The 13,711-nt window shown below is 59.9% G+C and carries 10 protein-coding genes and 2 rRNA genes; 10 read left to right on the top strand and 2 right to left on the bottom strand.

What is annotated here, in order from left to right; translation table 11 throughout:
• Positions 1–239: 239 nt before the first annotated feature.
• Together BLLJ_RS06735 and rrf are read left to right on the top strand one after the other, a co-directional pair.
• Positions 240–3,305: ribosomal RNA gene (locus BLLJ_RS06735) — 23S ribosomal RNA — on the top strand.
• Between the two features lie 170 nt (positions 3,306–3,475).
• Positions 3,476–3,592 (top strand): 5S ribosomal RNA (gene rrf / locus BLLJ_RS06730).
• Positions 3,593–3,779: 187 nt separating this feature from the next.
• Here the strand turns inward: rrf and BLLJ_RS06725 are convergent.
• Positions 3,780–4,607 carry an aldo/keto reductase gene (locus tag BLLJ_RS06725; protein ID WP_007052514.1) on the bottom strand — a complete coding sequence of 276 codons (828 nt, stop codon included), beginning with the start codon at positions 4,605–4,607 and terminating at the stop codon, positions 3,780–3,782.
• Between the two features lie 109 nt (positions 4,608–4,716).
• Between BLLJ_RS06725 and BLLJ_RS06720 the strand changes: the two genes are divergently transcribed.
• From BLLJ_RS06720 to priA, 8 genes are all read left to right on the top strand, one after another.
• Positions 4,717–6,192, top strand: coding sequence for a xylulokinase (locus BLLJ_RS06720; protein WP_173361539.1), 1,476 nt, complete (start codon positions 4,717–4,719; stop codon positions 6,190–6,192).
• A 12-nt stretch (positions 6,193–6,204) separates the two neighbouring features.
• Positions 6,205–6,498, top strand: coding sequence for an acylphosphatase (locus BLLJ_RS06715; protein ID WP_013582831.1), 294 nt, complete (start codon positions 6,205–6,207; stop codon positions 6,496–6,498).
• A 101-nt stretch (positions 6,499–6,599) separates the two neighbouring features.
• Positions 6,600–7,997 carry a histidinol dehydrogenase gene (gene hisD / locus BLLJ_RS06710; RefSeq protein ID WP_013582830.1) on the top strand — a complete coding sequence of 466 codons (1,398 nt, stop codon included), beginning with the start codon at positions 6,600–6,602 and terminating at the stop codon, positions 7,995–7,997.
• Positions 7,994–9,154, top strand: a complete 1,161-nt coding sequence (locus BLLJ_RS06705) for a histidinol-phosphate transaminase (RefSeq protein WP_007052518.1) — start codon at positions 7,994–7,996, stop codon at positions 9,152–9,154. The genes hisD and BLLJ_RS06705 overlap by 4 nt, the downstream gene beginning before the upstream one ends.
• 85 nt (positions 9,155–9,239) lie before the next feature.
• Positions 9,240–9,839, top strand: a complete 600-nt coding sequence (hisB, locus tag BLLJ_RS06700; RefSeq protein WP_007052519.1) for an imidazoleglycerol-phosphate dehydratase HisB — start codon at positions 9,240–9,242, stop codon at positions 9,837–9,839.
• Positions 9,839–10,633 (top strand): hypothetical protein, encoded by a 795-nt coding sequence (locus BLLJ_RS06695; protein ID WP_013582829.1) that lies wholly within the window; start codon positions 9,839–9,841, stop codon positions 10,631–10,633. The genes hisB and BLLJ_RS06695 overlap by 1 nt, the downstream gene beginning before the upstream one ends.
• A 34-nt stretch (positions 10,634–10,667) precedes the next feature.
• Positions 10,668–11,315 carry an imidazole glycerol phosphate synthase subunit HisH gene (gene hisH, locus BLLJ_RS06690; RefSeq protein WP_013582828.1) on the top strand — a complete coding sequence of 216 codons (648 nt, stop codon included), beginning with the start codon at positions 10,668–10,670 and terminating at the stop codon, positions 11,313–11,315.
• A 69-nt stretch (positions 11,316–11,384) separates the two neighbouring features.
• Positions 11,385–12,110 carry a bifunctional 1-(5-phosphoribosyl)-5-((5-phosphoribosylamino)methylideneamino)imidazole-4-carboxamide isomerase/phosphoribosylanthranilate isomerase PriA gene (gene priA, locus BLLJ_RS06685; protein WP_007054385.1) on the top strand — a complete coding sequence of 242 codons (726 nt, stop codon included), beginning with the start codon at positions 11,385–11,387 and terminating at the stop codon, positions 12,108–12,110.
• 103 nt (positions 12,111–12,213) lie between these two features.
• On the opposite strand, the gene BLLJ_RS06680 is transcribed toward priA, so the two are convergent.
• Entirely contained in the window at positions 12,214–13,647 is a 1,434-nt protein-coding gene (locus BLLJ_RS06680) for a DUF2252 domain-containing protein (RefSeq protein WP_007052523.1), read from the bottom strand.
• Between the last annotated feature and the right edge of the window lie 64 nt (positions 13,648–13,711).

The raw sequence follows: 13,711 nt of genomic DNA, 5'->3' as shown, positions 1-13,711 counted from the left end.
CGATGCCCGTCGTGCCTGGGGGCCGGCCGTGTGCCGGCGCGATGGCGTGGCGGTGCGTGGTGGCTTGAGAACTGGATAGTGGACGCGAGCAAAACAAGAGTTTTTGAATCTTTGTTTTGCTGTTGATTTCGAATCGAACTCTATTGTTCGTTTCGATCGTTTTGTGATCATTTTTAGTGTGATGATTTGTCGTCTGGGAATTTGCTAGAGGAATCTTGCGGCCATGCACTTTCGTGGTGTGTGTTGCTTGCAAGGGCGTATGGTGGATGCCTTGGCAGACAGGACCGATGAAGGACGTTTGAGGCTGCGATATGCCTCGGGGAGCCGCCAACAGGGCTTTGATCCGAGGATTTCCGAATGGGGGAACCCACCGACCGTCATGGGTCGGTACCGGCTTCGGCCGGGGGGTACGCAGGGAAGTGAAACATCTCAGTACCTGCAGGAAAGGATATTCCGTGAGTAGTGGCGAGCGAAAGCGGATGATGGCCAAACCTTGCGCGTGTGATACCCGTCGGGGGTTGCGCGCGGGGTGTTGCGGGATCGCGTGCGCCGGCTCCGACGGGCCGGCCGGCAGTTGCAGAAAACCATGTGTCAGGGGAACCGGGTTGAATACCGGGCCGCAGAGGGTGAGGGCCCCGTACCTGAACGCGCATGGTCTGCCGATCGCGTCTCCCAAGTAGCACGGGTCCCGTGGAACCCCGTGCGAATCCGCCCAGACCGTTGGGTAAGCCTGAATATTCCTGTCTGACCGATAGCGAACGAGTACCGTGAGGGAAAGGTGAAAAGTACCCCGGGAGGGGAGTGAAACAGTCTCTGAAACCGTGCGCCTACAATCCGTCGGAGCCCTTTTGTGGGGTGACGGCGTGCCTATCGAAAAATGAGTCTGCGAGTCAGTGGCATGTGGCGAGCATAACCCGTGTGGGGTATGCGTAGCGAAGGCGAGTCTTAAAAGGCGTTTGAGTCGCGTGTCCTGGACCCGAAGCGGGATGATCTAGCCCTGAGCAGGTTGAAGCGCGGGTAAGACCGCGTGGAGGACCGAACCCACCTGGGTTGAAAACCGGGGGGATGACTTGGGGCTAGGGGTGAAAGGCCAATCAAATTCCGTGATAGCTGGTTCTCTCCGAAATGCATTTGGGTGCAGCGTCGGGTCATTACGTCCCGGGGGTAGAGCTACTGGATGCTTGCGGGCCCGTATCGGGTACCAACAGCAACCAAACTCCGAATACCGGTGACGCGTATCCCGGCAGTGAGTCGGCGGGGGATAAGCTTCGTCGTCGAAAGGGAAACAGCCCAGACCGTCGTCTAAGGTCCCGAAGCGTGTGCTAAGTGGGAAAGGATGTGGAGTCGCATAGACAGCCAGGAGGTTGGCTCAGAAGCAGCCACCCTTGAAAGAGTGCGTAACAGCTCACTGGTCTAGTGGTTCCGCGCCGACAATGTAGCGGGGCTCAAGCACACCACCGAAGACGCGGCAGTATTTTGTACTGGGTAGGAGAGCGTCCCATGAGGGGCGAAGCGGCCGTGTGAACGCGCCGTGGACTTCATGGGAGTGAGAATGCAGACATGAGTAGCGAGAGACGGGTGAAGATCCCGTCCGCTGGATGACCAAGGGTTCCAGGGCCACGTTCATCGTCCCTGGGTGAGTCGGGTCCTAAGGCGAGGCCGACAGGCGTAGTCGAATGGATGAACGGGTCGATATTCCCGTACCGGCTTTCAGCCGCCAAAACCGAGGCTTGGAGTACTAACCTCCGGGTCCGGGCTTACTGCTCCTTCGGGGGCGGGATGCCCTGGCCTGTTGGGACCGATCCTTGTAGTAGGTCAGCGCAGGAGTGACGCAGAAGGGTAGCCGGCCGCGGAGGTGGTCTTCCGTGGTCAAGCACGCAGGGCGTGGGACAGGCAAATCCGTCCCGCATGGGTCCGAGGTGCGATGATGGGGGCCTTATGGCCCGATATCCGGTGATCCCGGCTGCCGAGAAAAGCTTCGGCGTCAGGCTCAAAGCCGCCCGTACCCCAAACCGACACTGGTGGTCAGGTAGAGAATACCAAAGCGATCGAGCGAATCCTGGTCAAGGAACTCGGCAAATCACTCCCGTTCCTTCGGTTTAAGGGAGACCCCCGATGGTGAACACACTTGCTGTGGGAGCTTTTGGGGGTGGCACAGACCAGGGGGTAGCGACTGTTTACCAAAAACACAGGTGCATGCGAAGGCGCAAGCCGCTGTATATGCACTGACGCCTGCCCGGTGCCGGAAGGTTAAGAGGATCCGTCAGCCTTCGGGTGAAGCGGTGAATTCAAGCCCCGGTAAACGGCGGTGGTAACTATAACCATCCTAAGGTAGCGAAATTCCTTGTCGGGTAAGTTCCGACCTGCACGAATGGCGTAACGACTTCCCCACTGTCTCGACCAGGAGCTCGGCGAAATTGCAGTACGAGTAAAGATGCTCGTTAAGCGCAGAAGGACGAAAAGACCCCGGGACCTTTACTATACCTTGGTATTGGCATTCGGTGTGGATTGTGTAGCATAGGCGGGAGGCCGAGAGGCGCGGTCGCCAGATCGCGCGGAGCCGTAAGGTGAAATACCGCTCTGTTCGCATTGGATGTCTAACCTCGAACAGTCATCCTGTTCAGGGACAGTGCCTGGCGGGTAGTTTAACTGGGGCGGTTGCCTCCCAAAGAGTAACGGAGGCGCCCAAAGGTCCGCTCAGCCCGGTTGGCAATCGGGTGGCGAGTGCAAGTGCACAAGCGGGCTTGACTGCGAGGACGACGGTCCGAGCAGGGACGAAAGTCGGGACTAGTGATCCGGTGCCGGTGTACGGACGCGGCATCGCTCAACGGATAAAAGGTACCCCGGGGATAACAGGCTGATCATTCCCAAGAGTCCATATCGACGGGATGGTTTGGCACCTCGATGTCGGCTCGTCGCATCCTGGGGCTGGAGCAGGTCCCAAGGGTTCGGCTGTTCGCCGATTAAAGCGGCACGCGAGCTGGGTTCAGAACGTCGTGAGACAGTTTGGTCTCTATCCTCTGCGCTCGTTGGAATGCTGAGGAGGCCTGCCCATAGTACGAGAGGACCTGGGTGGACGAACCTCTGGTATGCCGGTTGTCACGCCAGTGGCACGGCCGGTTGGCTACGTTCGGAAGGGATAACCGCTGAAAGCATCTAAGCGGGAAGCCTGCTCCAAGATAAGCATTCCGTGGAACCTTCGAGTTCCTGTAGTCCCCATGCAGAACACGTGGTCGATAGGCCGGACGTGGAAGCCCCGCGAGGGGTGGAGCCGACCGGTACTAACGGACGAAAGGCAACACTAACATTCCAACCCCTGGCGGTTGGACCGCATCTTCCTCCTGCAAACGACACCAGACGGCAATGAGCATTGTCTGGCCACAAGACGAAACATCGACATATCCGCGTCCGCTGTCCGGTTCCCAGGCCGCCACAGGCCGGCAGACCCCAGCGTCTGACCGTATAAGAGAAGATTTGCGGCGGCCATGGCCCAGGTGAGACGCCCGGTCCCATTCCGAACCCGGAAGCTAAGGCCTGGCACGGCGATGGTACTGCACCCGACAGGGTGTGGGAGAGTAGCACGCCGCCGCACCACACGTACAGGAAGCCCCTTGGAGCACACGCCCCAAGGGGCTTTCGCATACCCGAAACCAACAAGACAAGACACCGACAAGACATAGGCTCTCGCACCTAGGGTGTGGCCGAATCGAAAGCATATAGAAGAGGGAACCCTCCAATGACGGAGAGTTCCCTCTTTGCGTATCTGGACCGATAAAGGTCTAGAAATTGAAATTGTCCGGATCAGCACCGTTGCGCTTGCCGGTGTTGATGGCGGAGATGGCGGTCATATCATCGACCGATAGGTTGAAGTCGAAGACCTCGAAGTTCTGCTTGATGCGCTCGGCATGAGTGGACTTGGGAAGCACGACGATGCCGCGCTGGATGTGCCAACGAATCACTACCTGTGCAGCAGACCTGCCGTACTTGGCACCGATTCCGGCCAGTACTGGGTTGCTGAGTAGGTTACCGCCGGTGCCGCCGAGCGGACTCCAAGCTTCAGTGTGAATGCCCTTGGCACGCAGCTGGCCAATAAGCTCTTGATTGGTGAATTGTGGGGAAGACTCAACCTGGTCTACAGCAGGCACCACATCGCTATGGGTCAGTAGCTCATCGATATGATGCTTTTGGAAGTTGCTGACGCCAATGGCCTTGGCGCGGCCGGAGGCATAAATCTCCTGCAAGTCGTCCCATGCCTGCTGCCAGCCGTCTGCCGGCCAGTGAATCAGATACAGATCCACATAATCCACGCCCAAGCGGTCGAGGCTTTCTTGGAATGCATCCTTGCCGCGGCGTGCGCGAATATCGTCATTCCACAGCTTGGTGGTCAAGAAGAAATCGCTGCGCGGCACACCAGCACGGCGAATACCTTCACCCACTGAAGCCTCGTTGTGGTAAATCATTGCGGTATCGATATGGCGGTAGCCATTCTCCAGAGCCGTCTGCACCGCGTTCACTGTAGTATCACCATCCGGTGTCTGGAATACGCCCAAGCCCACCTGCGGGATGACAGTGCCGTTGTTCAGCATGATTGTCGATTGAATTGCCATAATGCCTCACTAGTCGTAGTATTCGTTCAATTTCCCATTCTAGAAACAAGACGATGCAATAAGCCGCGTTTTGCTGGCAAAGAATGATTCTTTTTTTTTCAGCGCTACGATGAACGATATGACTACGGAATATGTGGCTGCATTTGATGCGGGGACCACGGCGTTGAAGGGTGCCTTAGTTAATGGGCAGGGTTGCATTGTAGCTAGTGCGAGTAGCGAACTTGACCTTATTATCAACGGCGACTATCGGGAGCAGAGCCCCGATCAATGGTGGCAAGCTTTCTGCTCGGCCTCCAGGCACATGATTGAGCAGGCGCGGCAATCCGAGTCAGAATTCAATGTGACTCGCATTCGTGGCATCATTTTCAGCGGTCAGATGCAGGATGTTATTGCTTTGAACGGCGAGCTCAATCCCGTCCGCAATGCCATTCTGTATTCGGATGGCCGAGCCGAGGAACAGGCCAAGCAACTCGCCGAGACATATCAGGGCGGTGCAGAACGTTTCCTGAACACCGTTGGTAACCGGCTCGAAGGCTGCTTGCCGTTGCCCAAGTTGATGTGGCTGCGTGAACACGAGCCGGAAACGTACGCGCGCATTCGTCATGTATTGATCAGTTCCAAGGACTACTTGATCGCCCAATTAACTGGCGAATGCGTGGGCGATGTGGCGGCGTGTTCCACAGCTGGGGCCATGAATATCCGTAATGGCCAGTGGAATGCCGAATTATGCGAGGTCGCAGGAATCGACATGACCATATTGCCACACCTGCACAATCCGCAAGACAACATTGGCACAGTGACGGAATCCGCTGCACAACGCACCGGTTTTTCCGCCGGAACTGCGGTATACGCGGGCATTGGAGACGCGGGTGCCACCACACTTGCCAGCGGTGTCAGCCACCCTGGTCAATACAACATCAATATCGGCACCTCAGGCTGGATCGCCACCGTTTCGCCCGAGCCGTTCACTGACAAGCCAGGTGCTGCGAATCTGGCATTTGGCGTGGAAGAAGGCTTCGTGAATGCCGTGCCATTCCTCAACGCCGGTGACGTGCATAAATGGGTTACCGGCGTATTCTCCGATGGCGATTACGTAGAGGCGCATCGTCTTATCGAAACATCCAAACCCGGCTCCAACGGTGTGCTATGCCTGCCATATCTGGTGGGGGAGCGATTCCCTGTTATGAATCCGAATATTCGCGGTGCCTATGTGGGCCTCGATCCAGACACCGCCAAGGCAGACATGATGCGTGCCGCGCTTGAGGGTGTGGCCTTCTCCATTCGTCAAGGTATGGAAAGTTTTGACGCCAAACCCACCGAGATTTCCCTGATTGGCGGCGGAGCCAGAGAAAATGCGTGGTGCCAGATTCTGGCCGATGTGTTGGAGCATCCTATTGAAGTGTTCGCCAATGCCGATATTCTGCCAGCAGTGGCAATGGCCTCGTTGGTATTCAATGTACCAGACCTGCTGCAATCAGTATGCGAATGCACTGTATACCAGCCGAATCCTGACACCGCACGCACATATGCCGACGCATACCGGCGATTCCTGAGCCTCTACCCAATGCTGCGAACGATGGATTAGGAACTGAGCATCATGAGGCAATCGGCGAATTTGGTCCGCAAACATATAGTGGTCACCGGACTGGTGCAAGGCGTGGGATTCCGTTATTTTACGGTGACTCAGGCACGTCGGCTTGGTGTACGGGGCTGGGTGCGTAATTGCCGCGATGGCTCGGTTGAGCTGGAAGCACAAGGCAGCAGCGACGCAGTGCAAGCCTTGGTTGAGCAATTAGCCATTGGCCCGCGATGGTCCGAAGTGAGTCACGTCGCCGTGCATGACATGCCGATTATCGATGAGACCGCTCGGGCATTTGGCGTGCGTCAATAACCTGTATCACGAACCCACATCACGCACGATAATCTCACGATACGGGTGAACATGGGCGTTCCTCGCCGCTTAGGCCTCGCACATTGCTACGATGGGGCGTTATGAGTGAGAACATCATGCGAATCATTGACCTGCGTGGTCAGAACCTGTCCCGTGCCGAACTGCTTGCCGCGATGCCGCGTGCTGCAATGGGTACTTCCGAAGCCACCGATTTGGTGCGTCCGATTCTGGACGATGTCAAAGAACGCGGCGCCGCTGCCCTGCGCGACTTCGAGGAGAAGTTCGATCACGTGCGTCCCAAGAACCTGCGCGTGCCGGTCGAGGCGATCAAGGACGCCCTGACCACGCTCGACCCCGAAGTGCGCGCCGCCATCGAGGAATCGGTGCGCCGCGCCCGCGCCGTGGCCGCCAACCAGGTGCCGAAGGACTTCTACACCGACCTCGCCGAAGGCGCCCGCGTGGCCGAACGCTGGATTCCGATTCAGCGCGTCGGCCTGTATGTGCCCGGCGGCAAGGCCGTCTACCCGAGCTCCGTCATCATGAACGCTGTGCCGGCCCAGGCCGCCGGCGTCGAATCGCTGGCCATCGCCACCCCGCCCGCCCGCGACAATGAGGAAGGCCTGCCGAACAAGACCATCCTCGCCACCTGCGCCATCCTCGGTGTTGACGAGGTATACGCGGTCGGCGGCGCTCAGGCCATTGCCATGTTCGCATACGGCGCCAAGGGCAGCGAGCCGCAGGACGGCGACATCCTGTGCGATCCGGTTGACAAGATCACCGGCCCGGGCAACATCTTCGTGGCCACCGCCAAGTCGCTGGTCTCCGCATTCGTGGGCATTGACGCGGTTGCCGGCCCCACCGAAATCGGCATCATCGCCGACGAAACCGCCAACCCGAGCCTGCTGGCCGCCGACCTCATCGGCCAGGCCGAGCACGATGAGCTCGCCGGTTCCGTGCTGTTCACCGACTCCACCGAGATTGCCGACAAGGTGCAGGAGAGCCTCAAGTACCGCGTGCCGCGTACCGAGCACGCCGAGCGTGTCCACACGTCGCTGTCCGGCACCCAGTCTGCCATCGTGCTGACCGGCGGTCTCGACCAGTCCATCGACGCGGCCAACGCCTACGCCGCCGAACACCTTGAGATTCAGACCAAGGATGCCGATGCGGTCGTCAAGCGCATCAAGAACGCCGGTGCCATCTTCCGCGGTCCGTACTCCCCGGTGCCGCTGGGCGACTACATGTCCGGCTCCAACCACGTGCTGCCCACCGGCGGCACCGCCCGCTTCGCCGCAGGCCTCGGCGTGCACACCTTCATGAAGCCGGTCGAAGTCATCGAATACGACGAGGAAGGCCTCAAGGCCCTCGCCGCCCGCATCAACGCCTTCGCGGTATCCGAGGACCTGCCCGCCCACGGCGAGTGCGTGCTCTCCCGCTTCGTCAAGGATCCGTATGACAAGGCCACCCTGCGCGAGCAGGAGAAGGAAGCCGGTCTGCGATGAGCTCGATTCCTGCAAACCTGCCGCTGCGCAACGACCTGATCGGTGAGGAGCCGTACGGCGCTCCCCAGCTGGACGTGCCGGTGTGCCTGAACGTCAACGAGAACCCGTATGCGCCGGACCCGGCCGTATGCGACACCATCGCCAAGCGTGTGCGTGAAATCGCCCCCACACTCAACCGATACCCGGACCGTGAGCACATCGAATTGCGTCAGGCATTCTCCGATTACCTGGCCCGCGAATCCGGTACCCGTCTGGACGTGGACGAGCTGTGGGGTGCCAACGGCTCCAACGAGATCATGCTCCAGCTGTTCCAGGCTTTCGGTGGCCCGGGCCGCACCGCACTCGGTGCCGACCCGACGTACTCCATGTACCCGGAGTACGCCCGCGACACCTTCACCGGTTGGAAGCTCGCCCACCGCAACGCCGACTTCACGCTGAACGTCGACAAGGTACTTGAGGCCATCGCCGAGGTCAAGCCCTCGATGGTGCTGCTCACTAGCCCAAACAACCCGACCGGCACCCCGTTGCCGATGGAGGATATCGAACGTATTCTCGCCGCCTGCGAAACCGCTGAAGTGGTCGGCGCGGGCGAGGGCGTGCACCCGATTCTCGTCATCGACGAAGCGTACGTGGAATTCCGCAAGCCCGGCACCCCGAGCGCCGTGAGCCTGATCAAGGACCACCCGAACTTGGCCGTCAGCCGCACCATGAGCAAGGCCTTCGCCTTCGCCGGTGCGCGAGTCGGCTACCTGGCCGCGTCCAAGGGCATCATCGACTGCGTGCGTATCGTACGTATGCCGTACCACCTGTCCGCCGTGACTCAGGCCGCCGCACTGGCCGCCTTCGAACACACCGACGAGCAGCTGAGCCGTGTCGAGCACCTGCGCGAAACCCGCGAGGCCACCGCCGCATGGCTCAAGGAACAGACCTACAAGGACCAGCCGCTTGAAGTGGCCGAATCCGGCTCGAACTTCCTGCTGTTCGGCGGGCACTTCGACAAGCGTGAAGCCATCTTCGACGAGCTCCTGAAGCGCGGCGTACTCATCCGTGTGGTCGGACCGGACGGTTGGCTGCGCGTGTGCATGGGCACCGACGAGGAGATGGAAACCTTCCGTAACGCCCTTGTTGAAGTGCTTCGTATAGTGGAAGCAGCATAAGGGACATTTCTTTCCGATTGCGGCGAGACCCGAAGCGATTCGAGTCCCGCCGCAATCCAATATGACGAATCACACAGGAGACATGATGGCAAGAACCGCGCACATCGTCCGCGAAACCAGCGAATCACACATCGACCTCGAACTGAACCTCGACGGCACCGGCAAAACCGATATCGATACATCCGTGCCGTTCTACAACCATATGATGACCGCGCTCGGCAAGCATTCGCTGATCGACCTGACCATCCACGCCCACGGTGACACCGACATCGACGTGCACCACACTGTGGAAGATACGGCCATCGTGTTCGGCGAAGCTCTGAAGCAGGCTCTCGGCGACAAGAAAGGCATCCGCCGCTTCGCCGACGCCACCGTGCCGCTCGACGAGGCGCTGGCCAAGGCCGTGGTCGACATTTCCGGCCGCCCGTACTGCGTGTGCAGCGGCGAGCCCGAAGGCTACGAATTCTGCATGATCGGCGGCCATTTCACCGGCTCGCTGGTCCGCCACGTCATGGAATCCATCGCCTTCCACGCCGGCATCTGCCTGCACATGCAGGTGCTCGCCGGCCGCGACCCGCACCACATCGCTGAAGCCGAATTCAAGGCGCTGGCCCGTGCGCTGCGCTTCGCCGTGGAAATCGACCCGCGTGTAGACGGCGTGCCCAGCACCAAGGGAGCCCTGTGATGACCGACGACAAGTTCGATCCGGACGAATCGCACTTCTCCGACGAGGAGCTTGAGGCTGCGCTCGCCGGATTCGAGAAAGAATTCGCGGACGATTCGGTATCCGGCGATGTCAGTGATACCAGTGATGCCGATAAAACAGCGGACGCTGCTTCAGCGAAGTCCGATTCCGACGCGAATGATGATACGGCTGATAAGGCTTCCGCTGATTCCGGCCAGCCTATGACCGACGACGTCACCGGGTCCGTTGCGGATGCGGTGAACGAGGCCATGGCCGACGTGGTCGACCCCTCGCTCGGCTTCGACAACGAACTCGCTGGACTGTTGGGTAACAAGGCGAAGGTGGCGCTGATCGTTACCCGTCTTGCCTCCGCCGAACTGTTGGCCGCGTTCTGCCAGCTGTCGGACATCTCCGCCGCATGCATCGGTGCCAATCAGGGGGCCGTCGCGGTGCTGAAGAATCTGAACGGCGACGGCCCGGAAGCCGCAGCCAAGGACCTGACCACCGTGGTATCCGGCATGGCCGTGATTCTTGCAGTCAACCGTGCCGACAAGCTCGAAGTGGCCATGTACGTGCAGGGAGAGGCCGGCCAGAGTTTCGCGCCGCCCGTGCTGTTCACCTCCACACCGCGCTTCGTCGAGGACCTGATGCTCGGCATCGTAACCCTGAACCAACTCAAGACCCAAGGGTTCGAAGTGGTGGATTCCGCTGGACTCGACCATGATCAGGCGATGCAGATTCTCGCCAACCACACTAGGCGCGGACGTGGCGGGCGCGGCTCCCGCATCGAATAGACGCCAACCAAACCAGTAGGGGATAGGAGAGCAGATGACCACAGCGGTTGTTTTCGATTACGGTTTCGGCAATGTACGTTCCATGGTGCGTGCGCTCGCCAATCTTGGCGTCGACACCACCCTCACCTCCGACTACCGGCAGTCGTTGGAGGCCGACGGCCTAGTCGTGCCGGGCGTGGGTGCGTTCGCCGCATGTATGGAAGGACTGAAGAAGGTCGACGGCGACCGTGTGATCTATGATCGCATCCGCGCTGGCCGCCCGGTGCTCGGCGTGTGCGTGGGCGAGCAGATCATGTTCGAACACGGTCTGGAGCACGGTGCCCATGCCGCAGGCATCGGACTGATCGGCGGTTCGGTGAACCTGCTGGACGCCGACGTGGTGCCTCACATGGGATGGGACACGATCGAGGCCGTCCCCGATTCGGTGCTGCTCAACGGCGTGGAGAACGAACGGTTCTACTTCGTGCACTCCTACGCCGCGATGGAAGTGAAGCCGGCGGATACGTCCCGCTTCGACATCGATCTGAGCGATTCGCCCGAACGCGTGAGCTGGTGCTCGTACGGCCGATCGCGCTTTGTGGCCGCCTACGAACACGGCCCGCTGTCCGCCACGCAATTCCACCCGGAAAAGTCCGGGGACGCTGGCTCCCAGCTCCTCAAGAACTGGATCGCCACGCTGTAAAAAAGCATGAAGCTCCCTCTGACGAGGGAGCTCAAATTGTGTATAAGTAACTGAAGAAAGGCTCTTCTTATGTCGTTGACTCTGCTGCCCGCCGTCGATGTACGCGATGGCAAGGCCGTGCGCCTGCGCCAAGGCGAATCCGGTTCCGAAACCGATTACGGTTCGCCGTTCGAGGCCGCCCGTACTTGGGTTGAGGCCGGTGCCGAATGGATTCACCTGGTCGACCTTGATGCCGCTTTCGGTACGGGCAACAATCGCGATCAGCTGCGAGAAATCGTTCATGAGCTCGGCGACCGCGTGAACATCGAACTGTCCGGCGGCGTGCGCGATGACGCTTCGTTGGACGCGGCCCTTGAGGCCGGTGCCGCCCGAGTGAACATCGGCACCGCCGCTTTGGAGAATCCGGATTGGACCGCCTCGGTCATCAAGAAGTACGGCGACCGCGTGGCTGTTGGTCTGGATGTGCGCGGTCACACACTGGCGGCGCGCGGCTGGACGCGCGAAGGCGGCGACCTGTTTGAGACCATGAAGTTCCTTGACTCCGTGGGCTGCTCGCGTTACGTGGTAACCGACGTGGCTAAGGACGGCATGATGTCCGGCCCGAACATTCAATTGCTGAGTGAAGTCGCTGAACGCACCGACGCCAAGGTCACGGCTTCCGGTGGTATCTCCAAGCTGGACGATTTGCGCGCCATCAAGGAACTGGCTGAAATTGGTGTTGATTCTGCCATCCTCGGCAAGTCCCTCTATGCACGTGCGTTCACGCTCCAGGAAGCGCTTGAAGTAGCGAAGTAGGCAAAGGACTCGCCTTAGCGAGACTGTTAATCTACCTTCGCTCAGCTATCGCTTCACTCAGACCCCTCCTACGGACAGCCCAATGGGCTGTCCGCTTAACGGCTCAGCAAGGGAGGTCGCCGGATTTGAGGAGCTTTTTGAAGACGGCGTAGTCTTCATCATTCTGTTCGGCGTAGCTGACGGCGAATGAGGCGATGGCCTGATCGAATTCGTCGGTGCCACCCATGTAATTGGCGATCGCAATCGAATCGCCGGTGCGGGCGTGGGCGTGCGCCAACGACCATGCGCACATGCGTGACAGATCGCTCAATCCCGAAGCGTTGAGATTGTCGATATCAATCGACCCCTTGCCATTCCACAACTGGCGCACGTAATAGTCGCGCGGTCGGCCATCCTCGGCCATAAAGCTCGACCAACCCAACAGCACATCGGCCGTATTCTGAATCAGCTTCTGCCCCTGAACCACGCGCTCACCGTGCGTGGCGTACGGCGACGCGCCGCAGTAATGCTCGAGCACGGAATACGTGGCCTCCTTCATCTGAATCATCATCGGATCGTCGATATCACGCGCGATCCACACCGACGTCCACGCGCGCTGGCCCACCGAGCCCACGCCCACCACCTTGCGGGCTGCATCCTGATAGCGCAAATGATCGAACACCCAACGGCGATCGTCGTACAGGGAATGCCGGTAGCTCTCGAACAGCGTGTCTATACGTGCCTGCAACGCATCCAAGTCGGCGTAATCATCCAGCTGATTGATCGGCACCAGCTCGGGCGGATTGGATTTGAACCTGAGCTTGCCGCTCTCATAACGGCACAGTTTGGCCGCCGCCGCGTCGTTATCCTTCAGCAGCGCCTTCATGGCCGCCTCACGCAGCACACGGCTGCGTTTGGAACCGGTGGTCTCGAAGCGGTCGAGCGTCTCCTCCACGTCCAGGTGCTCATACCACGCGTCAAGGTAATCCATTTCGGAGAACCACTTCATGCGTGTGCGGTACGTGTGTACGCACTGGACCACGGCGGCGCGACGGTCCTTCTCCTTGATTTTGTTGGCGCGTCCGCAGATCTCCACCGAGGCGGCGAGACGTTTCAGATCCCATTCCCACGGGCCGATAGCGGTTTCGTCGAAATCATTGATATCGAACACCAGACGGGCGGAAGGGGAGCGGAAAATGCCGAAATTGCCGATATGCGCGTCGCCCACGCACTGCACCGGAATGCCAGTGACTGGCGTGGAAGCCAGGTCATTGGTCATGATGAGCACGGTGCCCCGGTAGAAGGTGAAGGGGCTGGCGCTCATACGCTTGTAACGCAGCGGAATCAGATCCGGTACGCGAATCGCGGACTGCTCCTCCAAAAGGCTGATCGCCTCACGCCGGCCCTCCTTGACCTTCCATATGGCATGTGCGTCCAGCGGCGCCTTGGTACGAGTGGCGATGCCGGCGCGCGAACGGTCGCGCGGGTCGGTGGCCTGCGTCCAGCTGGTCACGTCGACGGGCGGATTGGCGGATGGGGTGAGATGATCTTCGCTCATAGTCACTACCATAGTGCCGTGCCGGCATGGGCCTGAACCATGCCTGACATGCGGACCGGGGCAT

This window comes from Bifidobacterium longum subsp. longum JCM 1217 (assembly GCF_000196555.1).
GTDB lineage: Bacteria > Actinomycetota > Actinomycetes > Actinomycetales > Bifidobacteriaceae > Bifidobacterium > Bifidobacterium longum.
This window is presented reverse-complemented; position numbering and strand designations above follow the sequence as displayed.